22 protein-coding genes are annotated in these 22,457 nt (G+C 45.5%); 7 read left to right on the forward strand and 15 right to left on the reverse strand.

The genetic code is table 11. The annotated features are described in order from the left end of the window. Positions 1-94: 94 nt before the first annotated feature. Entirely contained in the window at positions 95-901 is an 807-nt protein-coding gene (gene motB / locus AC58UX_RS07635; RefSeq protein WP_497251087.1) for a flagellar motor protein MotB, read from the reverse strand. Next, entirely contained in the window at positions 894-1,691 is a 798-nt protein-coding gene (motA, locus tag AC58UX_RS07640; protein ID WP_497251089.1) for a flagellar motor stator protein MotA, read from the reverse strand. The genes motB and motA overlap by 8 nt, the downstream gene beginning before the upstream one ends. Before the next feature lie 370 nt (positions 1,692-2,061). Between motA and AC58UX_RS07645 the strand changes: the two genes are divergently transcribed. Continuing rightward, complete coding sequence (locus AC58UX_RS07645) at positions 2,062-2,925, forward strand: aldo/keto reductase (RefSeq protein WP_497251091.1); 864 nt, start codon at positions 2,062-2,064, stop codon at positions 2,923-2,925. Between the two features lie 47 nt (positions 2,926-2,972). Here AC58UX_RS07645 and AC58UX_RS07650 read toward each other — a convergent pair whose 3' ends face one another. The 4 genes from AC58UX_RS07650 to desA all read right to left on the reverse strand — a co-directional run bounded on the left by AC58UX_RS07650 (position 2,973) and on the right by desA (position 6,447). Further along, entirely contained in the window at positions 2,973-3,470 is a 498-nt protein-coding gene (locus AC58UX_RS07650; protein WP_497251093.1) for a metallophosphoesterase family protein, read from the reverse strand. A gap of 104 nt (positions 3,471-3,574) precedes the next feature. Further along, positions 3,575-4,174 (reverse strand): response regulator, encoded by a 600-nt coding sequence (locus AC58UX_RS07655; RefSeq protein WP_436244062.1) that lies wholly within the window; start codon positions 4,172-4,174, stop codon positions 3,575-3,577. Beyond that, complete coding sequence (locus tag AC58UX_RS07660; RefSeq protein WP_497251095.1) at positions 4,171-5,307, reverse strand: sensor histidine kinase; 1,137 nt, start codon at positions 5,305-5,307, stop codon at positions 4,171-4,173. Before AC58UX_RS07660 ends, AC58UX_RS07655 begins: the two co-directional genes overlap by 4 nt. 69 nt (positions 5,308-5,376) lie before the next feature. Beyond that, complete coding sequence (desA, locus tag AC58UX_RS07665; RefSeq protein ID WP_497251097.1) at positions 5,377-6,447, reverse strand: Delta(5) desaturase DesA; 1,071 nt, start codon at positions 6,445-6,447, stop codon at positions 5,377-5,379. 319 nt (positions 6,448-6,766) lie between these two features. On the opposite strand from desA, the gene AC58UX_RS07670 reads away from it, so the two are divergent. Next, positions 6,767-6,967, forward strand: a complete 201-nt coding sequence (locus AC58UX_RS07670; protein WP_056625586.1) for a cold-shock protein — start codon at positions 6,767-6,769, stop codon at positions 6,965-6,967. A 63-nt stretch (positions 6,968-7,030) separates the two neighbouring features. After that, on the forward strand, positions 7,031-7,261 hold the full coding sequence (locus tag AC58UX_RS07675; protein ID WP_497251100.1) for a cold-shock protein: 231 nt from the start codon (positions 7,031-7,033) through the stop codon (positions 7,259-7,261). Between the two features lie 83 nt (positions 7,262-7,344). Here AC58UX_RS07675 and AC58UX_RS07680 read toward each other — a convergent pair whose 3' ends face one another. The 5 genes from AC58UX_RS07680 to AC58UX_RS07700 all read right to left on the reverse strand — a co-directional run bounded on the left by AC58UX_RS07680 (position 7,345) and on the right by AC58UX_RS07700 (position 13,992). Next, positions 7,345-8,106, reverse strand: coding sequence for a DeoR/GlpR family DNA-binding transcription regulator (locus AC58UX_RS07680; protein ID WP_497251102.1), 762 nt, complete (start codon positions 8,104-8,106; stop codon positions 7,345-7,347). Positions 8,107-8,115: 9 nt separating this feature from the next. Next, positions 8,116-9,618 (reverse strand): rhamnulokinase, encoded by a 1,503-nt coding sequence (rhaB, locus tag AC58UX_RS07685; protein ID WP_497252107.1) that lies wholly within the window; start codon positions 9,616-9,618, stop codon positions 8,116-8,118. Further along, a complete protein-coding gene (gene rhaI, locus AC58UX_RS07690) occupies positions 9,612-10,832 on the reverse strand; it encodes an L-rhamnose isomerase (RefSeq protein WP_497251104.1) in 1,221 nt (406 codons plus the stop codon). Before rhaI ends, rhaB begins: the two co-directional genes overlap by 7 nt. A 26-nt stretch (positions 10,833-10,858) precedes the next feature. After that, on the reverse strand, positions 10,859-12,928 hold the full coding sequence (locus AC58UX_RS07695) for a bifunctional aldolase/short-chain dehydrogenase (RefSeq protein WP_497251106.1): 2,070 nt from the start codon (positions 12,926-12,928) through the stop codon (positions 10,859-10,861). A 434-nt stretch (positions 12,929-13,362) separates the two neighbouring features. Further along, the gene (locus tag AC58UX_RS07700) at positions 13,363-13,992 is read right to left on the reverse strand and encodes an SLOG family protein (RefSeq protein WP_497251108.1); all 630 of its coding nucleotides are present in this window, start codon (positions 13,990-13,992) and stop codon (positions 13,363-13,365) included. Positions 13,993-14,239: 247 nt separating this feature from the next. Here AC58UX_RS07700 and AC58UX_RS07705 point away from each other — a divergent pair, with 247 nt between their 5' ends. Next, a complete protein-coding gene (locus AC58UX_RS07705) occupies positions 14,240-14,674 on the forward strand; it encodes a methylglyoxal synthase (protein WP_497251110.1) in 435 nt (144 codons plus the stop codon). Between the two features lie 84 nt (positions 14,675-14,758). Then, positions 14,759-15,136: a YmaF family protein gene (locus AC58UX_RS07710; protein ID WP_497251112.1), complete on the forward strand. Its 378-nt coding sequence runs from the start codon at positions 14,759-14,761 to the stop codon at positions 15,134-15,136. A 42-nt stretch (positions 15,137-15,178) separates the two neighbouring features. Here the strand turns inward: AC58UX_RS07710 and AC58UX_RS07715 are convergent, their stop codons facing one another. Together AC58UX_RS07715 and AC58UX_RS07720 are read right to left on the reverse strand one after the other, a co-directional pair. Continuing rightward, on the reverse strand, positions 15,179-16,201 hold the full coding sequence (locus tag AC58UX_RS07715) for a dienelactone hydrolase family protein (protein WP_497251114.1): 1,023 nt from the start codon (positions 16,199-16,201) through the stop codon (positions 15,179-15,181). A 20-nt stretch (positions 16,202-16,221) separates the two neighbouring features. Next, positions 16,222-17,508, reverse strand: a complete 1,287-nt coding sequence (locus AC58UX_RS07720; protein ID WP_497251116.1) for a Gfo/Idh/MocA family oxidoreductase — start codon at positions 17,506-17,508, stop codon at positions 16,222-16,224. A 161-nt stretch (positions 17,509-17,669) separates the two neighbouring features. Here AC58UX_RS07720 and AC58UX_RS07725 point away from each other — a divergent pair, with 161 nt between their 5' ends. Then, on the forward strand, positions 17,670-18,491 hold the full coding sequence (locus AC58UX_RS07725; RefSeq protein ID WP_497251118.1) for an AraC family transcriptional regulator: 822 nt from the start codon (positions 17,670-17,672) through the stop codon (positions 18,489-18,491). A gap of 82 nt (positions 18,492-18,573) precedes the next feature. Here the strand turns inward: AC58UX_RS07725 and uxaC are convergent, their stop codons facing one another. Both uxaC and AC58UX_RS07735 read right to left on the reverse strand, forming a co-directional pair. Next, on the reverse strand, positions 18,574-19,974 hold the full coding sequence (gene uxaC / locus AC58UX_RS07730; RefSeq protein ID WP_497251120.1) for a glucuronate isomerase: 1,401 nt from the start codon (positions 19,972-19,974) through the stop codon (positions 18,574-18,576). 133 nt (positions 19,975-20,107) lie between these two features. Further along, positions 20,108-21,040 (reverse strand): VanW family protein, encoded by a 933-nt coding sequence (locus AC58UX_RS07735; protein WP_497251122.1) that lies wholly within the window; start codon positions 21,038-21,040, stop codon positions 20,108-20,110. Positions 21,041-21,199: 159 nt separating this feature from the next. Here AC58UX_RS07735 and AC58UX_RS07740 point away from each other — a divergent pair, with 159 nt between their 5' ends. After that, the gene (locus AC58UX_RS07740) at positions 21,200-22,432 is read left to right on the forward strand and encodes an aminopeptidase (RefSeq protein WP_497251124.1); all 1,233 of its coding nucleotides are present in this window, start codon (positions 21,200-21,202) and stop codon (positions 22,430-22,432) included. The last annotated feature ends 25 nt before the right edge of the window (positions 22,433-22,457 follow it).

Here is a 22,457-nt window from a genome sequence, read left to right on the forward strand (position 1 = left end):
GGTGATATCGAACTAACACCGCTTCCGACACCAGTAGAAGCCAAAAGCAAAGGAGCTAAGCGCATAAGCCGCTTAGCTCCTTTGCTTTCCCCTTTTATTTCGCGATCTCATCCGTTGCCCTCACGTTGCGGAGAATGCTCACTTCAACGCGGCGATTTTGCGCTCTTCCATCGGTTGTCGCATTATCAGCGACTGGACGGTACTCGCCATACCCTACGGAAGAGTAAGACGCAGGCTGAATCTTCGTGTTGATCAGTAATATTTTCATAAAATTCACGGCACGCTTGGCGCTTAAATCCCAGTTCGTTTCAAAATCAGCTCGATGAATCGGGATGTTATCGGTATGTCCAGCCACCTCAACCTGATAGCCTGGGTATTGGCCTAATAAATTGGACATCGATGCCGCCAACTTTTGGGACTCTGGTCTAATCGTAGCCGAACCCGATTCGAATAACGCACGATCACTAATCGTGATCGTTAGCTTCTCATTATCAAGCTTTGTCGTCAGCTGCTCGCTCATTTTATTTTCCTGAATATACTTGTCCATGCTTTCCTTTAATTCCTTCAAATCCTTCTCTTCCTTCTGCAGCTTGGCTGCTAGCTGGCTCTCGGTCTTCGTCTCTTCCTTCGTAGGCGGATTCTGGTTCTTAAAATTGTTTTTCGTTGAATTTGCAGCATCATCAATAGGAATTAAGTTGGACATGGCGAAGGGTGCTTCGCCGCCTGTGAACGCATTATTTAAGGAACGCATAATCGAATCATATTTCTTGGAATCCAGCTGACTAGAAGCAAAAAGAATAATAAAAAGAGCAAGAAGTAAAGTTAACAAATCCGCATAGGGAATGAGCCAGGTTTCATCAATATGTTCTTCATGATCCTCATGCTTCTTTTTTTTACTCACTACGCTGCGCCCCCTCAGCCCCTTCTTCATAGGACTCACGCTCTTTATTCGGAACGAATATCATCATTTTTTGCTTCACGGAATTCGCCGATACACCTGATTGAATGGATAGCAACCCCTCAACAATCATGAGCTTGATTTCCACTTCTTTCTTGGACTTCTGTTTCAACTTATTAGCAAATGGGTGAAACACGACATACCCCAAGAAAATACCAAACATCGTCGCAACGAACGCCGCTGAAATCAAGTGACCCAGCTTATCGACTTCACTCAAATTCCCAAGCGCAGCAATAAGTCCGACAACGGCGCCTAATACGCCCAGTGTTGGGGCATATGTTCCCGCTTGCGAAAAAATACTCGCATATTTCTTATGTCTCGTTTCCATTTCGGCAATATCCTCTAACAGTACATCTCGCACGAAATCAGGATCGTTACCATCGATGATTAGCCGCATACCGCTTTTCATAAAAGGATCGGAAAGCTCTTCCGCTTGCTTCTCCAGAGACAACAACCCTTCACGACGCGTAATGCTCACCCAGTTTACGAACATCTCGATGAGTTCTTTTTTCGGTAACTGATTTTGCTCTGTAAAAATGATTTTGAGTAAGCTCGGTATTTTCTTAATCTCCTCAAGCGCAAAAGCGTTGAACAACGCCGCTGCGGTTCCGCCAAAAATAATTAAAGCTGCCGCTGGATTCAATAAGGCCGCTAGGCTTGCTCCTTTTAGTACCATCCCAACTCCGATCGATACTGCCGCTAACACAACCCCGATGATTGTTGATTTTTCCATCTTATTGCACCTCTTTATGTATCTATTTGTTGTTCGTTATGTACAACAATTTAATCTTGTTTCAACTAGCTTTTCGACATAAAATGCGCTCTCTATTTATAATAAGATGATTTAAACGTAACCACAATCCTTTTCGCTTAATTTATAGGACTATAGTCCCTGCTGTTCATAATTTCGATCTATTTAGGTCGAATCTTGACGATTCCCTCTGTACTTAAAATTACATGACGAGCGCTTGGATTCCTGCTTGATACGCTCTACTCACATTATTCGATGTATTATAGTAAAATTGGTATGTCTTGGTATTCTTTTAGGGAACGCTAGGACAGAACGAACGACATCAGCTTGCCATTTAGGAGGAATGATTGGATTGGAGAAAAGACCTTTTGGCGCGACGGGAGCACATTTCCCACTTTTAAGCTTTGGCGCTCAGCGTATTGTTGATGAGCATCATTGCACGGAGGAACAAGCGATACAGATTGTGAATCGGGCGATCGATGAGGGAATTACATATTTTGATACAGCACCTAGCTATTCAAAAGGTCAATCCGAAGAACGCCTCGGCAAAGCCTTGGCGCTGCGTAATCGCAGAAATGAAGTGTGGATTGCAACGAAGACCAATGACCGTACGCGGGACGGTTCCTTGCGACTTCTCGAAGACAGCTTGAAGCGTCTACAAACAGATTACGTCGAAGAGTGGCGCTTGCACAATATTATGAAAATGGAAGAGCTCGAGCAATGCTTTGCCAAAGGCGGCGCACTGGAAGCCCTGATCGAAGCGAAAGAGCAAGGCATGATCAAGCATATCTCGATCAGCGGTCATACGAATCCGCAGGTCCAGTTGGAAGCCATTGATCGCTATCCGTTTGACAGCGCACTCGTCGCGCTCTCTGCTGCGGATCACCTTGTTTATAGCTTCGCGCATGAGTTTCTTCCGAAGGCCAATGAGAAAGGTATCGCGATCATCGGCATGAAGGTCATGGCACTCGGCAAATTAGCACCGTGGTATGAGAAAGCACTCCGCTACACGTTGTCCTTACCGATCTCAACCGCCATCGTAGGTATGGAGTCTATGGAGCAGCTCGAACAGAATCTGGCGATAGCGAAAAACTTCACCCCGATGACCGATCTCGAGCAGCTCGATTTCCTCAAAGAAATTATGCATCTAGCCAACCCTGATGTTCTTAAATGGAAAACGACAGATTGGGTTTCAGGCGAATGGTATGTTCGTTAGAAACAGTGAAAGCCCGATTAGCTCAGTGAGCCGATCGGGCTTTTGTTTTATTCCTTTGTATTGTAAAAGAAATGCTCAGCCTTCCACTGCTCCCCTAATTGAAGAATGCCATACGAGTAGCGAGGTTGTCGTCTTTTATCCGTGGGCGAACCCGGATTGAACATGATTATCCCTTGATCATTTTGTAGATATGGGATATGCGAATGTCCAAAAATGACCATATGAGGCCGCTCAGCCTCGAATGCCTCGCGCGCTCTTACTTCCGTCGTTTTCCGGAAGCCATCCCCATGGATAAGCCCTACGCGGAAATTACCGAAGGTTAATAACTTCTTTTTCCCAAACCTCTCCACAATCTCTTCCCCATCATTATTACCAGCCACTGACTCACACGGGGCAATCTGCTCGACAAGGTCGATCACATGCTCACTCACCCAATCACCTGCATGAATAATAAGATCGACACCTTGTAACCCTGCTATAAGCGCATCCGGCAGCTTCTGTGCACGGGATGATAAATGCGTATCTGCAATAACACCTATTCGCATCGTCTCTTACTCCTTCCAATCGTTAACAAAAAGATACCCATAGCCTGAACACCTTTTTTCAAAGTGTCCTGTCTATAGGTACCCGTTCACCTTTTTTGGGCCTGTCATTTAAACCATCCCTTCTCTTTGAACCGCATAATAGCCTCAATTCGGTTACTGACATTGAGCTTATCGAGAATAACAGAAATGTAGTTACGTACGGTACCTCTTGTTATATACATGTGATCCGCGATTTCCTTCGTATTTTTACCGTCGGCGATCAGGTTCAGCACTTCCTTTTCCCGCTCGGTCAAAGGATTTTCCTCATTATAAGTCTCATCTACAAGCTCTGAGGCATAGATTCGCCTGCCTGCCATTACACTCCGAATCGAGGTAGCCAGTTCCTCGCTTGGGCTATCTTTCAACAGATAACCGTTGGCACCTGCCTTCACAGCCCTTTCAAAATACCCGTAACGGGCAAACGTGGTCAAAATAATGACTTTGCAACCCAATCCCTTTAGTTCCTCCGCCGCATCTAAACCGCTCATGATTGGCATCTCGATATCCATGACACAAATATCAGGCTTATGCAATTTAACCAGTTTCACAGCATCCTCGCCATTGCTTGCTTTACCAACGACCTGCATATCCTCTTCCAAGTCAAGTAAGGAAGCAAGTGCGCCCAGCAGCATCCGTTGGTCCTCGGCAATCACAATTCGGATCATATCCTCGCCTCCCTCTCTGGTGGTATGATGGCATTCGGCACTTTGATAACAATCATTGTTCCATGGTTTGAGATAATTTCCATACAACCGTTTACAAACTCAAGTCGCTCTTTCATGCCCCGTAATCCATTTCCGAGTAGCGCAAGACATTCTTTCGTCATGCCAATCCCATTGTCCCCGACCTTGATAACGAGATCGCTTGGCGATGGCTCAATTGAGATCGAACACGTAGTCGCACTGCTATGTTTGATAATATTCGTAATCGATTCCTTTAAACACATGCTCAACACATTTTCATTGATCAGGGACGTGTTAGTTAACTTCGGATCTCCCTCCAGAACGAGGTCGATCTCTGCCGCCTTCAAAATCTGTTTAATTCGAAAAATCTCTTCCACTAGTCTCGTTCCGCGCATTTGCGTTACGATTTCCCGGACTTCCTTTAACGCTATTCTAGCTGTCTGACGAACATCATTGATTTCGATTTGTGCTTGCGCCGGATTTTTGCTAATTAATTTCCCAGCCAAATCACTCTTCAAACCAATTAACGAGAGCTTCTGACCAAGTGTATCGTGTAAGTCGCGGGCAATTCTTTGACGCTCTTCAAGCTTTACTAACTCGGAAATTCGTTTATTTGCATCCTCTAGTTGCCCCTGAAGTTGCTCACTCCTATTTCGGTTGAACGTGGTGACTGGAATGAGAATAACGGCAATTACACTAATGATGATAAAAGGCAATTGTGTAAAATAAACAGGATTTTGGGAAACCAATCCATAATTAATCGTGACAATCGTCGTTACTAGATGAATGCAGTACAACGTAATAAATCCTGCCCGACTTTTCATGGTGCCAATAAAAAATGCTAAAAACAGAGAGAAGTACACATAGCTGAATACGATAGCCATGATAATCGAAATAATAATTTGAACGCTAGTCCAAAAGTACACAATCCATCCTTTAGATACGAAGGACAGCACATAACAACTAAAGAAAACCAGGATCATGATTGTGCCTAATACAATGTGGTATGTGGTAGAAGAACGAAAGATGAAATAAAAAGGGAGGATATAAAAAACAACCCACACATACGGACTAAGACCGGTGTTTTTGTGAAAAATTTGATACCACTTTTGCATAGTCCGTTTAGCCTCTTTTTCTTCAACATAGATTTAATTATATTTTAGCACAAACATGAAACGATGTATTTATTGCCCTTGTAAACTCGATTTACGTACTTTTACTTTTATTTTGTTAGCTAAAGGATCATGCACATCTTCCTTAAGGTGTACCTGTTTCCTATTTTTATAACCGACAAACGTTTTGTTTCGCTCATCCCATAGACGGAAACTTAGCGACTTCAAACTGGTGCCGATTGTAATGGTTGTTGCTTTTTGAAGTGGAGGCGTTGCATTATGCGCCTTTTCCAAATTATAATTCGGCACTTTCGGACTTAAATGGTGGACGTGATGAAACCCAATATTGCCAGTAATCCATTGTAGAAGCTTCGGCAGCTTATAATAGGAGCTTCCTTCTACCGCGGCTTTCACATAACTCCACTCATCTTCATTTTCGAAGTAGGAGTCTTCAAACTGATGCTGCACATAAAACAGCCAGATTCCCATCAAGCCTGCTACGAACATGATTGGAGCTTGGATCAGTACAAACGACTGCCATCCAATGATCCAGATCAGCAAACCATATAAAGCAAGGATGGATACATTCGTCATATACGTACTGATTCTTTCCTTGCGTTTTGCACCCTTCGTATTAAAACGGTTCGTGAATAGGAACAAAAAGATGGGACCAAGTCCGAACATAATAAATGGATTCCGATATAATCGATACGCAATACGGACCCACAAGGAAGATGCCGCATATTCGTCGACGGTTAGCACCCACATATCACCTATCCCGCGTTTCTCGAGGTTACTGCTTGTTGCATGATGGATAGAATGACTATTCTTCCATTGCTGATAGGGAAAGAGTGTGAGAATACCGGTAATTGTACCGATTATTTCGTTAGCTCTACGGCTTTTGAAGAACGATTGATGACAACAATCATGGAAAATGATAAAAGTTCGTATAACGAAACCGGATGCGATAATTGTAATCGGTAGTGTGATCCAATATGAGATAGATAGGCTTAGATACGCAGCTAACCATAGTCCGAATAAAGGTCCTAAGGTGTTAATTAGCTGTTTGATACTAGCCCTCGTATTTGATTTTTCAAAGGGGGCAACCTGTTTTTTTAAGTTAGTTAGCGTGGGTTGTGTCATCGTATAGTTCCTCCTCGATATGGTGCGCAGGACTTGTTAGCGAATATCAGTTGTAGTATCCTATCTTCATTATAGATACCGCTTTCAATTCGTTGCAGTCATAAACATCATGTAGAGGGTATGACATATGTCATATAGGAAAGGGAGAATAATACCAGTTTGCTTATCACACCGTTATGTGCTACCATAAGGTTATAAACAGCTTTGACATAAACTCACATATTGAAAAAGTGATCATTTGTGTAATGGTACCTTTTTCAATGTGTGATTTTTTTTGTTTAAAAGAGCATGTTAATAACAATTTGGAGGTAATTTTATTATGGAAACAGGAACAGTGAAATGGTTTAACGCAGAGAAAGGTTTTGGATTTATTGAAATGGAAGGCGGAAATGACGTATTCGTTCATTTCTCCGCAATTCAAGGAGATGGATTCAAATCGTTAGACGAAGGTCAACGCGTTGAATTTAATGTAGCTCAAGGCAACCGCGGTCCTCAAGCCGAAAATGTTGTAAAACTGTAATTCACATTGAACTGTCCTTAACAAGAGTTAAGGGCAGTTTTTTTATATAAGGAGGAGAAAACTATGTATTTTCGAAGAAAATCGGTAGAGGATCTCATTCAGGAAAACACCAAAGTCTGGGCATGTAATAACGAAGATTGTAAGGGCTGGATTCGGGACAATTTTTCGTTCGAGTTCGTCCCAACTTGCCATCAGTGCCAATCTCCCATGATTAGTAGCTTGAAAATGCTCCCTATCATTTCTAACTCCAATAAAAATATGAAGTCTCTTCATAAAGGCAGACTGATTTCATAGTCAGTTTAGTTGATGCGATCAAGTAGATTTTAACAAAAACGGGCTTCCACCTAGGTGGAAGCCCGTTTACTATTGAAGACAGATTAATCCAACTGCCGGACATGTACACCCTTGTCACGAATACGATCAAGTGCATCCTTGCTCGTAAGACGATCTGTGATCACATGTTGAATCTCCGACCAACCTGCCACTTGCGTTAAGGCCTGCGTGCCGAATTTACTATGATCAGCCAGCAGATACGTTTCATCTGCGATACTGATCATTTTACGCTTAATCAAGGCTTGAAGCTCATTCGATTCGCTGATTCCTCGCTGAACATGAACCCCTTTGCAAGAGAGGAAGAGCTTATGCGCATGGTACATATCCAAGGATCTCTCCGATAAAGGACCTACGTAAGATAAGGACTTCGGAGAAAGCAGGCCGCCTGTGGAGATGACTTGTATTTTCTCCTTGCTGCTTACCTCCAAGGCAACTTTCATCGAATTGGTGATAATCGTAATCGCCATATCTGGAATCATTTTCGCCATATACCAAGCCGTGGTACTTGCATCGAGAATGATGCGGTCCCCTTCTTGAATATGTGAGACAGCTTCCTTCGCGATGCAGTTCTTGAAGTCCGCGTGAGCCGTCTCCCGCTCCATGAAAGGAACTTCGGTCTGCGCTTCCTTCACACTCACCGCACCGCCATGGCTGCGCATGAGCTTGCCGTCGGCTTCTAAACGATCCAAGTCACGTCGAATCGTTTCTTCCGTTACCTGACACAGCTCGCTCAGCTCGGTTACGCGAATACTTCCTCTTTCATTCACCAATTGAACGATTCTCTGCCATCTTTCCGCTACCAGCATCGTTACCCCTCATTTCACCGTCGATCGGGAGGCCGCTTCACAAAACACTGCATACGCTTCCTGCCAACCCGCCTCATCCTGTGGATGATACGTTTTGACCGGGAACGAATTCCGAATCAGTTTCCTGGCTTCGCATAAATTCGCGACATACCCTAGTGCTATCCATTGTACTACAAGGTTACCTAAGGCACTACCCTCTACAGGACCAGCCCATACCTCACGCTGTATAGCATTGGATGTGAACTGGCAAAGCAGTTCATTCTGAATACCGCCGCCGACGATGTGAAGACCGCGATACGTTTTGCCTGAAAGCTGTTCCGTACGCTCCAAAATAAAGCGATATTTCAGCGCCAAGCTCTCCATGATGCAGCGCACGATCTCGCCATCGGTTTGCGGCACAGTCTGCCCCGTTTCACGACAATATTGCTGAATTTGCTTCGGCATATGAGCCGGGTTAAGGAACATATCATCATCCGGATCGATGAAGCATTGGAACGGCTTAACTGCTTCCGCCTGCTTCACGAGCTCACCAAAGCTGACTGTTTTCCCTTCCTTCTCCCATGCGCGTTTACTTTCTTGAATGAGCCATAGGCCCATGATGTTTTTTAATAAACGATTCGTCCCGTAGACGCCGCCTTCATTCGTGAAATTCCATGCTAACGCTTGTTCTGTAAGAACAGGCTTCTCAGTTTCAGTTCCTAACAAGGACCACGTTCCACAGCTAAGGAAAGCGAAATCATCATCAAGAGCAGGAACGGCTACGACTGCCGATGCGGTATCATGCTCGCCAACGGCGATGACAGGAATGGAAGGAACATCCAATTCCTCGCAAACAGCTGGGCTTAAAGCGCCTACGCGTGTTCCTGAAGCAACTGGCGGCAGGAATATCTGTTCCGGAAGCCCAAGCTGTTCGATCAGCTGCGCGTCCCAAGTCAAGCTAGTCGCATTAAACAGCTGTGTCGTCGTGGCGTTGGTGTATTCACTATGTTTTTCACCTGTGAGGAAATAGCGAAGCAGGTCCGGAATCATCAGGAACGTCGCTGCTCGGCTCAGCAAGTCGGGATTATTTTTTTGAAGCGCATACAGTTGGAAAATGGAGTTGAATTGCAAAAACTGCAGCCCTGTAGCGGCATACAGCTTTTCTCGGCCCACAATATCCATGACTTGACTCATGAGGCCATCTGTATGATGATCCCGATAATGATAGGGATTTCCCAACAGCTCGCCATTTGCAGCTAGCAGTCCGAAATCAACCGCCCACGAATCAATCGCCAAGCTTTCGATATTCGAATAGCCCAGGTGTTTGGTTTGTAAAATACCTTGCTTCAACTGATGCAGCAACCGCAAAATGTCCCAATGCAGGTGGTTGCCCACCTGCACTGGATCATTCGAAAAGCGATGAATTTCCTCGATTGTGATCCGACCCGCTTCAGAATCAAGTCGTCCGACGATCGCTCTGCCGCTGCTTGCTCCCAAATCAAAGGCTAGAACTGTCGAAGAGGTACTCACCAGCTTGCACCGCCCTTGCCACGCGCATTAATTTTCTCGTCGTAGCCGCTTGCCAAGTAAGCTTTCATCGGGTCAACCGGCACGCCGATTTCTTCACGAACCGCTTGAAGGAGAGGAGTTACATCGAATTCAAATGCTTTACGAACCGCATCCTCTGCCCCTAAGACATCTTGATTCTCTTGCGCTGCTCTAACTTCTTCCAGGTTGATGAGAAGTGCTTTCGCGTATTGCGTTTGTACGTTAAGTACGGAACGCAGCATCGCTGGGATTTTACGCTCAATGTTATGGCTTTGGTCGATCATATAAGCGATATTGTTCGCTGCTTGACGAATCTGAGGATTCTTGTCATTTGCTGCATCAATGATTTGGTAGAAAATCAAGAACAATTCATACGGATTCACAGACCCCACAATCAGATCATCATCCCCATATTTACGGGAGTTAAAATGGAAGCCGCCTAGTTTATTTTCATCCAACAAGTATGTCACGATGTGCTCAATGTTCGTTCCTTGCGGGTGATGACCTGTATCAACAAGCACTTCCGCTTGAGGACCCAATTTGTTCGCCAAATTGAACGCCATACCCCAGTCAGCTAAATCCGTGTGATAAAACGCTGGCTCATAGAACTTGTATTCGATCAACATGCGCATGCTAGGTGTCATGGCATTGTACATTTCTTTCAATGATTCATACATCCATGCTTTACGAGCACGGATATCCACTTGTCCTGGATAGTTGGAACCATCAGCAAACCACAAGCTTAACACATCGGAGCCTACGGTTTTGGCAATGTCTACGCACTCTAGCAAATGATCAGTCGCTTTACGGCGAATCGCTGCGTTCGAGTTCGTCACACTTCCAAAGATGTAGTCATCTTCTTGGAAAAGGTTCGGGTTTACCGCACCGATGGAAACGCCTAGATCAGACGCATGCTGCTTCAGCTTTGCGTAGTCATCCACTTTATCCCATGGGATGTGGATCGCAACCGACGGGCATACACCCGTCAGCTTATGAACCTGTGCCGCATCTTCGAATTTTTCGAAGGGATTACGTGGCACACCTGTTTGTTTGTACACTTTGAAGCGAGTCCCCGAGTCTCCGTAGCCCCATGAAGGCGTCTCAACTTTAAGGGCTTTTAGCTTCTCTTTTACAGCAGCTATATCAATGCCTCTTAGGGCTTGTTGTTCTTCGAACAGTGCGTAGGCTTTATCGCTCATTGGTTTATTGCCTCCTAGTAGATGAATTAGCGCGTGAAGGCAGCAGGTACGCCACCATCAACTGTGATCATACAGCCGGTTGTTTTAGCTGCTTTGGATGAAGCGAAGTATACGATAGCTTCTGCCACATCTTTCGGGAAAATGTTAACCAGCAATGTTGTTCTTTTGCGGTAGTGTTCTTCCAATTGATCTGGCTCGATTCCGTAAGCTGCAGCACGCTCATTGCGCCAATTGGAGTTCCAAATGGCAGAACCTTGCAGAATGGCATCTGGCAATACGGAGTTCACACGAATACCGAATTCGCCGCCTTCTGCCGCGATACAACGCGCCAAGTGGATCTCTGCCGCTTTTGCTGTGGAGTATGCAGATGCATTTTTCCCTGCGAATACGGAGTTTTTGGAGCCGACGAATACCATGCTGCCGCCAACTTTTTGTGTTTTCATAATTTTAAACGCTTCTCTTGCTACAAGGAAGTACCCTGTGCTCAGCACGTTCATGTTCAAGTTCCACTCTTTAAGCGATGTTTCATCAAAAGGACTGGAAGTCGCAAGACCTGCGTTATTCACGATAATGTCGATTCCGCCGTAGCTAAGGATGGATTCACGGAACGCCGCTACTACTTCTTCTTCCTTCGTTACGTCCATACGAACCGCAATCGCTCTGTTTTCGCCGTATTGCTCGTTCAGTTCAGCCGCTAGCTTCTGAGCGCCTTCCAAGTTAAGGTCAGCCAAAACAACGTGTGCGCCATCTTTTAGGAATTGACGTGCTGTTACACTTCCGATTCCGCCTGCTCCACCAGTGATGAAAGCAATTTGACGGGAGAATTCAGCTTCAGCCGGAGCCAACGTTAATTTATAAAGTTCAAGAGGCCAGTACTCAACATTGAAAGATTCATTTTCACTTAGGGATACGAATGTGCCAAGCGCTGTAGCGCCTCTCATTACGGAAATCGCACGGTGGTAAAGCGCGCCGCTAATTTGTGCCATTGCCCAACTTTTGCCTGTGTTGATCATCCCGATACCAGGAATCAAGATAACACGCGGAGCTGCTTCGTTGATAACGTCGCCTTCATTTTTGTTACGGTCAAAATAAGCCTTGTACTCTTCTTTGTATGCTTCGATACCGGCCTTCAAAGCTTCTGTTAAGCTTGCTGCGTCGCCAGTTGTCGGGTTCCAGTCGATATATAGAGGCTTCATTTTCGTATGAACCAGGTGATCTGGGCATGCTGCTCCAACTTGGGAAAGCACTGCTGCATCACGGCTGTTTACGAATTGAAGCACATCATCTGCGCTGTCTGTTGTAAGGATCATTTTCTTCTCGTTGCTTACCGCACCGCGAACGATTGGCAGAACTTGTGCAAGAAGCTCGTTGCGAGTTTCTACGCTTAGTGATTCATATTTGGAACCGCCATATAGGTTCGCTTCATTTACGCGAGCTTCGATGAAGCTTGCTGCTTCATTAATGATGGCAATGGTTTTGAGGTAGCTTTCTTCGGACGTTTCGCCCCAAGTAACTAGACCATGTTTCTCCATAAGAACAAGCTCAGCTTTTGGATTGTTGCGAACGCCATCTGCGATCATTTTGGAAAGTGTAAAGCCAGGACGCACATAAGGTACCCACACGAAACGGTCGCCGTAAATTTCTTTCGCAAGCTCACGTCCATTGTGTGCGCAGCAGAGCGAGATGATCGCATCTGGATGCGTGTGGTCAACGTTTTTGAATGGTAAAAAGGCATGTAAAAGCGTCTCAATGGAAGCACGCGGATGCTTGCTGTCGATCATACAGTTCGCAAGGTAAGCAACCATTTCTTCGTCGGACATTTCGTCGCGCTCGATCAATGGACGAATATCTTCCATGCGAAGACCTGTGAAATTCTTTGCTTTCATCGTTCCAAGATCAGAACCGCTACCTTTCACCCACATCACTTCAACATCGCGACCACGGAAATCTTTCTCGATCGTTTTGTATGAAGTGTTGCCGCCGCCCCAGTTACAAACAGCGCGATCTGTTCCTAACAAGTTAGAACGATACACAATTTCCTCTACGCCTTTCGATACTGCATTCGCTTTTGAAGCTTCCCATAAATTCGCAACCATGTTAAGTACCCTCCCAAGTTTTACATCCCATGAGTATGTGTTTGTTTTTGATGGTTTCATCGTAACACATCTTTGTTTATTTTTGAATCATTATTTTTGTGTTTGTTTATCTTTGGATATTTAAAGACAAATCCGGCATTCTTTTTCCTTTTCAAAAATGAACAAAAGGACTGCTTTCAATGGTTTTCACCATGAGAGCAGTCCCTTATTTGAACAATAACTGGATAACCTCCAGTTAATTCTAGCTAAAATTTCACTTTCGGCGAAATAACTGGAAAACCTACATCTAATTTCAGCTGAAAACGCTGATTTCACTCAAACATAGAAAAATACCTGTATATTTTCCATTTAAATGTAATTTATCGCATCAAATCGAGAATTTAACTACATATTTTCCAGTTAGATTATAATGTAGGGGCATAAGCCGAAGGTCTTTAAATTTCATCATCAAAATGCCACTTATCCCCGCCACCGCTGCTCGAATCCCCCATCATGTCATCCTGCATATCGCCACCGTAGTCTCCCTGCTCATCCTCCGCGACATTTTGCAAATCAAATGCATTGATTGTCATGATTGGATATGTATGATTCGCTGCGATTTGAGCGGCTTGAAGCTTCATAAACTTGGGGGAGCCTTCGGTTTCTTCGTCATAAACAAGCAGAATACCGTCCGAGTTACGAAGCAAAAACTTGTCCCGTTCCTTGAACTGCCAAGGCCCCTCATATTTGGTCTTCGTTATGCTATTCACATAATTAGCGCGCTGCATGACGCTGGAATAGCACGCTTTCTTATCATCACTCCACTTCTCTTCCTGCTCCAGAAATGGTGTGATCACCGCGAGCTTTAGCTCCGGATGCGTGCTCTCTCTAAGGGCAAGCGCGGCCTCTGCCGCCCATAGCTCAACACCCCACTGACCGCTTACAACAACCCATTCAAGTCCGTCATCCAATAGGGCGATGAGTCGTTTTTGAATCGCTTTTTTTATAATCGCAATGCCTGGATGCTTCAACGAGAAAATCCCCAGCTCATTCGCTTTGTACCCTGTAATAAGCACTCGCTTCAACGAACTCACCCCCTTATTGATTATCCTAACAGGTTAGCATAGTTAGAACTAATTAGGAAGAACAACACGACATCGCCAAATTCATGTCATATTACATAACATTAATTTTAATTTTTTCATATTTTAAACATATTAATGACTGAAATATCCAAAATAATGATTGAAATATTAAAATATTTGCGTTATTCTGTTACCAACACGCAAATAAATGTAAACTAACGTAACATAAAAAAGGGGCGAAGAGAAAATGAATATTGCACTTGTTGCACATGATGTGTACAAAAACTTGCTCGTGGATTTCGTAATTGCTTATCGGCATATTTTTCAAAAGCACAAACTTTATGCAACTGGAACAACTGGAAAACGAATCAGTGAAGCTGCGAAGCTCGACGTGATTCGATTACGTTCGGGTCCATTTGGCGGCGATCAGCAGATTGGTGCCATGATTGCCATGGATGATATTGATTTTCTCATCTTTTTCCGCGATCCCATCTCCGCATTAGGTCATGAACCCGATATTAGTGCACTCCTTCGCCTCTGTGATGTTCAACAAATCCCGCTTGCTACCAATCTCGGTACCGCAGAAATGCTCATTAGAGCTATGGAAAGCGGCTTTCTCTCCTGGCGCGAAGAAATTCGCAAATATGATTCACCACGATTGAATGGGACTGAGAATAAATAGTCGTATGAGTTAGCCATACGACCAAGCCAGTCCACACTCACTTGCATACATTAATATCATCTCGTTTCGAAAGGATGATGGTTAATGGCAAGACTCAAGCAAGGTCAAGAAGGTCCCGTACAATTCCGACATCGTATGGAGGGATTAACGTCACGCGTAGAAAATCATCGGCATTCCTTCGGTAATTTAACAGATCTCGTTATTCCTGAAGACGGCAGACACCGTCATACTTTCCAAGGCATCACAACTACAGCAGATGGGCACCGTCATTCCTATTCCGGTCGTACAGGACTTAACATCGGTGTAGGTATCAACCATTTCCATCGCTTTCAAATTTTAACCAACGTTGCAGATGGACATCGCCACGTAATTTCCGGCAGAACGACAGGTGTCATTCGTCTTGGTGTCGTAGTTGGGCACAAATTGATCATTGAGAGTATCGTACGTCAGCGTGTAAAGTAAAAACACAACAGGCAGTCCCACTTGTGGGACTGCCTGTTTCATTCAACTTTTTAAAACCTCAACCAACCACGGATACGCCTGACTTCCGTTCACTTCATGAACACCCTCATAAAGATGCACACCTAGTCGTTCACTTGCGCCAGCCTCAGCGTAAACTCGCTCCAAATACGTAACCGCCGTCTCCACGCCTTGAATCGGGAAAATCGGATCCTGTTTGCCCGAGGCAATGAACAACGGGCGCGGGGCCAGCATGCCGATCAATTCGGGAAGCTCCGCAAAATCGAGCACACCGGGCACATAGTTATCGATACAATGCCGAACTCCCATGATACTGTCTTTGAACGTGTTCGTGAATGCACATAGCACCGCAGCCTGAATGCGTTCATCGATGGCAGCCGTATAGGCGGCAAGCAAACCGCCTCCAGAGAAGCCGAAGCAACCGATACGAGATGGATCCACTTCCTCGCGGGTCAGTATATAATCCAACACACGCCTAGCTTCTTGAACACGCAATCCAGCCAAGGAAATACCATATAGCATAAGATGTGAAGCCAGCGTTTGGCACGAATTATTGCCAACTTGCCCATCCTGTTGGTCAGCCTCCAATCGCCGATCACCGAATCCCAGAACTTCTGGAGCGACGACCACGAAGCCGCGCCTTACCATTTCCAACGCATAGTTACCATGAATATCCGGCTCCCCTGTATGCTCGGTTCCGTCAGCTCGCAGACCAACGATCTGTCTACTTCCGTACCCATGCCCATGCAGAGCAAGTATAGCAGGCATCTTCCCCACCGATTCCTTTGGCAGCAGCACATAACACGGAACTCGAAAACCCCATATCGTGCCGATTTCCACCCGTTCACGAATATGATCATCGAGCTCCACACGTTCAAGAAGAACAGGACGAAGCTCGTCCTGTTCTTCCATCGGCACTTCTAACGTGCTCGCCAAACGCTTTTTCAATTGTTCCTGCGTCATTTCAGCCCATTCAGCGCGCTGCCGCTCACGCTTCAATTCGAAGGAACGATACAACTTAGCCATGTTCGCGTCTGGATTCCACATGCCTTAACCTCCGTCAAATATTAAAATTTAACGAGCTTATCAACAGCAACTGGCTGCCCAGTTCGAAGTGAGATATTGCCTGCAATACCGGTTAGAATGGACATAGCCCCATCCACGTGTGAAGCTGCACGCTTAAAGCGGTCATCAGATGGCTTATCAAAGATATCTTTCAACAACACAGGATCTCCGCCGCCGTGGCCGCCAACCCCTTCTTCAATCTCTACTTGATATGGAGGTGCGAACATTGGGAATACGGTGATGGATTTACCTTCCAACGCACCCTCATCGGCTTTTTCTCCACCTGCGTTCACGTAAGATTTCTCAACAACTTTCATTTCAATACGGCCTTTGCTGCCATTGATATTCACACTGAAGCCTTCCCAAGGCAAATACGCGTTCAAAGAATACGTGAGGATCGCTTTATTTTTATAACGCACCATTACACCCATCGTATCTTCAATGGAGATCCCGTCACCGAATACGCTTTGATCACGCTGATAGCCATCCTCATGCTCAGCATCCAAATATAACCCTTTCAAATTCGGGTTGCTATCTAAATGCAGCGCAAAAGGATCCTCTTTCGCATACGCGTTCCCCGTCGCACGTTGGTAAAACTTCGTTTCACCACGCTTCTCAGCATTCGCTTTCCCGTAGAACATCAAATCGCCCATTGCGAAAACCGTTTCCGGCTGTGTCCCTAACCAGAAGTTCACCAAATCAAAGTGGTGCGTTGATTTATGCACGAGCAAGCCGCCGCCATTGCGCTTATCGCGGTGCCATCTGCGGAAATAATCTGCACCGTGCTGAGTATTGAGCAACCACTCAAAATGTACGGAATGCACATCACCAATCGTGCCGTCCATAATCAACTCACGAATCTTCGTGTTGTGTGGCGCATAACGGTAGTTAAATGTCACGCGGAGTTGCTTGCCTGTCCGTTTAATCGCATCCAGAATTTCTTGACATTTCTCTTCGTCAACCGTCATCGGTTTCTCAGAAATAACGTCACAACCGAGCTCCATCGCTTTAATAATGTACGTGTGATGCGTACGGTCTACCGTTGTTACGATGATGGCGTCCGGCTTTTCTTGACGAATCATTTCTTCGAATTGGTCCGCTTTATACGTAGGAACAGCATGATATTCATACTTTTTGGCAAGCAAGTCATTCGTAAAATTCATACGTGTTTGATTAATATCACAAATTGCAACAAGCTCTGATGTATCTAGAAAATCCTTCACCATGGAACCATAGAAGAATTCAGCGCGTCCTCCAGTACCTACAATCGCATAACGTGTCTTTTTCATTTGTTGCATTCCCCTCTCGATTAGTAACCTTAATATCTCTTATTTCAAGATTACTACAATATTTGTGGTGTTTCTATTCAAATATTACTTAATCACTTTATTTCCTTGCATATATTGCTGTAGAATAAAGATCAAGATTGAGAATCAGAGAGGTGTCCAAGTTGATTCAATACGAAATTGAAAGACTGCGCAGAGAGCAATCCTTCACCATGCCCGTTAATCATTTTCATGACCATTACGAAATTTATTATTTGCTCAGCGGCAAACGCTACTATTTCATACAAGATCGCTCCTATTTCATGCAAGAGGGAGACCTCGTATTTATCGATAAAAATAAACTTCACAAAACGCTCGATGCTAACGCCCTCCCGCACGAGCGCATCTTATTGAGCTTCAACGATACGTTGATCGGCTCTATGGGGCAAGATTCGCATACGCTTCTGCTTACTCCTTTTCGACAAAAACACATTATCTTCTCCTTATCCGGGGCGAATCGGACGCTCGTCGAGAACCTGCTATTCAGCTTATTGCGAGAAAAACAACTAGAACAGAACGGCTGGGAGCTCAATAGTAAAGCGCTGCTAACGCAATTGCTCGTCTTTTGCACCCGACTGATTGATCAGCAAAGCCCAGTTGAAGAGCACCCGCAGGCCCATCACCCTAAAATATTTGAGATTGCCACCTATATTAATGAAAACTTCCATGAGCGACTCAGCTTGGCTTCCATTTCAGAGAAATTTCATATCAGTCCCAGTTATTTCTGCCGTTCCTTCAAGGAAACAACCGGTTTCTCTTTCGTTGAGTACTTGAACAACGTCCGCATTCGTGAAGCACAACGGCTGCTGCGGGAGACGAAGCTGAAGGTCATTCACATTGCCGAACAAGCTGGGTTTGATAGTGTCGCTCACTTCGGGCGGGTATTCAAGCAGGTTACTTCCCAGACTCCAATGGAATGTCGAAAGATGATGCATCTCGGACTCTAACCAAGGTCCGATACGCCGTCGGCGACATACACCAACAAAAAAACCTTCGTGCAAGCTCACACTCGCACGAAGGTTTTATCATTTAAAATCCAAAATATTGCTTTGCATTGTTGTACGAAATCCCTTGAACCAGCTGCTTCAACAGCTGCTCGTCATTCGGGAACTCGCCCGCTTCAACCCACTCACCGAACATATTACATAGAATGCGGCGGAAGTACTCATGACGCGTGTAGGACAAGAAGCTGCGGGAATCCGTCAGCATCCCAACAAAACGGCCGAGCAATCCGAAATTGCCTAGCGATTTCATTTGAGCGATCATGCCGTCGCGCGTATCATTGAACCACCATGCTGCGCCTAGTTGGATTTTGCCAGCGATGCCGTCGCCTTGAAAGCTGCCCATCAAGGAAGCAAGAATTTCATTATCGCGCGCATTCAACGAGTAGAGAATCGTGCGCGGCAAGGAATCCGCCACAGCCAAGGATGACAACAAGCCAGTCAATGCGCTTGCTACAGGGCTGTCACCGATGGAATCAAAGCCTGTATCCGGACCAAGCTTAGCAAACGCCTGTCCATTATTGTTTCTGGACGCGTTGATGTGGTACTGCATCGCCCAATCCAATTTCTTGTAAATGCCGCCTAGGAATAATAGCGTGTATGCTTTGTATTTTTTCTCATCTTCCAAGCTAACCGGCTGACCAGCAAGTCCAGCAGCGAAGATCGCATCAACTTCTTCTTTCGTCCCAACCGCAAATGGCACATAATCCAACGCGTGGTCAGAAACTTTACAGCCTACAGAATCAAAGAAAACTGCGCGGCTTTCCAAACCTGCCAACAGGTCATCGTACGTACGAACCGGAGTACCTGTAGCTGCTTCCAATTGTGCAATCCACGGAAGGAACGTAACGCGGTTGATTTCCAGCGCCTTGTCCGGACGGTAGGAAGGCAATACTTGCGTATCGAAGCCTTCGATGTCTTTAATTTTGATGTGGTATTCCAAGGAATCCACCGGATCATCTGTCGTACAAATGACTGTTACTTTGGAATTGGTGATCAGGTCTCTAGCGCGGGATCCGCCTTCAGCCAGCTTTGCGTTCACTTTTTCCCAAATCGCTGGTGCATTCTGCTCGTTAATAATATCGTACACGCCAAAATACGTTTGCAGCTCCATATGGGACCAGTGGTACAACGGATTGCCAATCGCCATCGGAAGTGTGGATGCCCAAGCAAGGAAACGATCATAATCACTAGCTTCGCCTGTAATTCGGGACTCGTCAATCCCGTTCGCACGCATCATCCGCCATTTGTAATGATCGCCATACAACCAAGCTTCTGTAAGGTTATTGAATTGTTTATTTTCATAAATTTCCTTAGGACTTAAGTGACAGTGATAATCAATAATCGGTAGTACCTTCGCATATTCATTGTAAAGATGTACGGCAGTTTCATTAGTAAGTAAGAAATTCTCATCTAAAAACGTTTTCATAAAGCGGTATCCACCCTTCTCAACCTGAATGATCTGCTTCTATATTAGCAAAAGATCAGAATAGAGTCATGTGAATTTGTGCTTTTATTTCAAAAAGTATGCATATATTGACCTTCCTATGGGCACGTAAGGGTCAAGGAAGTCCTTTCCCTACATCCAAATTGGTTTCAATCTCCTCAGGGATTGCTTTTACCGCACCAGGCACATGTCGCGCCTTGAAATTAATCTGCTCAGAAGACGAAATACTAATTTGAACGCTTCCCGGCAGCGTGTGCGCACGTATTAAGATGGGCTGATTGTAATCGTTTCTAAAACTAAAATCAGGCCCGCCCCAATTAACAGTGGCATCTCTCCCCTGCGGCACATAAGGCACCGATCGGCTGTGGGAGTACCTTTCAATAATCGTCAGACCTGCACGGTCTACAGCATTAAAAAGTGTGGAAGATATTTGGCAAATGCCTCCGCCTATCCCCTCTGAGAACTCACCCCTCACAATCACCTTTGCGGGCTTATACCCCCTGTTCGGTGTTCGAACGCCAACCACGCGATTAAAAGAGAACGTCTCATTTGGCTGTACGACATAATTGTTGATCGCTTGTGCAGCTAATTTCAGATTCGTAACCCGGTGTGTATTGCGCGAATTAAAATAGGTAACATAATAGCCGATCGGACGAACACGAATGCTGGCAAGCAGCTCACTGTCCACTTTGGGATACAAGGTTTGGAGCGGAAGCTCCACCTTCATCGGTCCTTCTGCATAATATTGTCCATAAAATTGATCGAGAAAAGCTCTTCGATTTAGTCTCGCGCCTGCAACCTCTTTCACTATGGCCCCGGCGTCATTAATGCTGGCATTCACCGGCTTCCGATAAATCGACTTGTCGATTTGCTCGGCAAGACGGTCCAGTTTCTGAGCATCAACCAGCGGCACATCGAGATGATGCAGCGTGTACGGCTCTCGCTGAATCTGGGCCATTCTCCCTCCATCGGAGTTCTCTGTTAATTGAAACGGCATTTCTTTGGGCTGGGCTAGAAGCAGCAGGCCCAATAACCATTCATAGCGCATGAACGCAATTCACCTCCTGCCTTAGTGTAAACAAATGTAAAAATTCCATTCAATTACATTCGGGATTCCATTATTCAACCAACGGTAAAATTTATTTGACAGTTTGTGAACAGAGCGATAAACTTCAAGCAAGAAGGTGGAAAAAGGAGGATTTTTCTAATGACTTTTGAGCAAAATCTTGAGAAATACGCAGAGCTTACGGTACGGGTAGCACTCAACATTCAAACCGGTCAATCGCTTTGGATTAATGCGCCTATTGGGCACCCTGAGTTCGTGCGGCTCATTTCCCGCAAAGCTTATGAGGCTGGTGCTAAGCACGTACATATTGAATGGCAGGATGAAATCTGCACACAAATCCGCTATACACACGCTCCTAACGAAGCGTTCAACGAGTATCCTTCCTGGCGCGCGCAAGCGTTAACGGAGTTGGCCGAGAGCAATGGCGCCTACTTGTGGATCGATGCCGACAATCCAGAGCTGCTCAAGGATGTAGATCCCTCGCGTATTGCTGCAAATGCCAAGGCCGCTGGCCCTAAGCTTGTAAAATTCCGGGAATACATGTCCTCCTATAAAATGACTTGGTCCATCATCGCGGCGCCTTCCCTAGCTTGGGCGCAAAAGGTATTCCCTGATCTCGAGGATCAAGCAGCTGTAAACGCCTTATGGCATGCAATATTTGAAGCAACCCGCGTAGATCAAGAGGATCCAGTACAGACGTGGGGCGAGCACAATGCCACACTACGCAGCAAACGGGAGCAATTGAATGCGAAGCAATTCCATAAAATCCATTACCGCGCGCCAGGCACGGAGCTAACGGTTGAGCTGCCGCCGCAGCACATTTGGCGAGGTGGTTCGGCAACGAACGAAACGGGCGGCTTCGATTTCAATCCGAACATCCCGACAGAGGAAGTGTTCATTTCCCCGAATCGTTTGGGCACGAACGGGACTGTACGTAGCTCTAAGCCGCTAAGCTATCAAGGAACCTTGATCGACAACTTCTCGATCACTTTCGAGCAAGGCCGCGTCACGAAGTATACCGCAGAGCAAGGCTTTGAATCCCTGCAAGCGATGATCGAAATGGATGAAGGCGCACACTTCCTAGGCGAAATCGCACTAGTGCCGCATGTGTCTCCGATTTCCAATACGAATTTGATCTTTTTCAATACACTTTATGACGAAAATGCCTCCAACCATTTGGCGCTCGGCAGAGCCTTCCCTACTTGTATCGAAGGTGGCACGAAGATGACCAAAGATGAACAATTGCAAGCGGGACTGAACGACAGCCTCATTCACGTTGACTTTATGATCGGCTCCGCCGACATGGATATTGACGGCGAGCATGCCGACGGCACGATCGAACCGATCTTCCGCAAGGGAAGCTGGGCATTTTAATGCATAAGGGCTCGGATTGTAGTTA

Source organism: Paenibacillus sp. J22P90 (genome assembly GCF_059692195.1).

Excerpts from the sequence above, each read along its gene's own strand:
- AC58UX_RS07670 (WP_056625586.1), top strand. The coding sequence starts at position 6,767 with ATGGAAACAGGAACAGTGAAATGGTTTAACGCAGAGAAAGGTTTTGGA.
- rhaI (WP_497251104.1), bottom strand. The coding sequence starts at position 10,832 with ATGAGCGATAAAGCCTACGCACTGTTCGAAGAACAACAAGCCCTAAGA.
- AC58UX_RS07680 (WP_497251102.1), bottom strand. The coding sequence starts at position 8,106 with ATGCTGGTAGCGGAAAGATGGCAGAGAATCGTTCAATTGGTGAATGAA.
- motA (WP_497251089.1), bottom strand. The coding sequence starts at position 1,691 with ATGGAAAAATCAACAATCATCGGGGTTGTGTTAGCGGCAGTATCGATC.
- AC58UX_RS07705 (WP_497251110.1), top strand. The coding sequence starts at position 14,240 with ATGAATATTGCACTTGTTGCACATGATGTGTACAAAAACTTGCTCGTG.
- AC58UX_RS07720 (WP_497251116.1), bottom strand. The coding sequence starts at position 17,508 with ATGAAAAAGACACGTTATGCGATTGTAGGTACTGGAGGACGCGCTGAA.
- uxaC (WP_497251120.1), bottom strand. The coding sequence starts at position 19,974 with ATGAAAACGTTTTTAGATGAGAATTTCTTACTTACTAATGAAACTGCC.
- AC58UX_RS07655 (WP_436244062.1), bottom strand. The coding sequence starts at position 4,174 with ATGATCCGAATTGTGATTGCCGAGGACCAACGGATGCTGCTGGGCGCA.
- AC58UX_RS07735 (WP_497251122.1), bottom strand. The coding sequence starts at position 21,040 with ATGCGCTATGAATGGTTATTGGGCCTGCTGCTTCTAGCCCAGCCCAAA.
- AC58UX_RS07710 (WP_497251112.1), top strand. The coding sequence starts at position 14,759 with ATGGCAAGACTCAAGCAAGGTCAAGAAGGTCCCGTACAATTCCGACAT.
- AC58UX_RS07650 (WP_497251093.1), bottom strand. The coding sequence starts at position 3,470 with ATGCGAATAGGTGTTATTGCAGATACGCATTTATCATCCCGTGCACAG.
- AC58UX_RS07740 (WP_497251124.1), top strand. The coding sequence starts at position 21,200 with ATGACTTTTGAGCAAAATCTTGAGAAATACGCAGAGCTTACGGTACGG.
- AC58UX_RS07715 (WP_497251114.1), bottom strand. The coding sequence starts at position 16,201 with ATGTGGAATCCAGACGCGAACATGGCTAAGTTGTATCGTTCCTTCGAA.
- AC58UX_RS07660 (WP_497251095.1), bottom strand. The coding sequence starts at position 5,307 with ATGCAAAAGTGGTATCAAATTTTTCACAAAAACACCGGTCTTAGTCCG.
- AC58UX_RS07695 (WP_497251106.1), bottom strand. The coding sequence starts at position 12,928 with ATGGTTGCGAATTTATGGGAAGCTTCAAAAGCGAATGCAGTATCGAAA.
- AC58UX_RS07675 (WP_497251100.1), top strand. The coding sequence starts at position 7,031 with ATGTATTTTCGAAGAAAATCGGTAGAGGATCTCATTCAGGAAAACACC.
- desA (WP_497251097.1), bottom strand. The coding sequence starts at position 6,447 with ATGACACAACCCACGCTAACTAACTTAAAAAAACAGGTTGCCCCCTTT.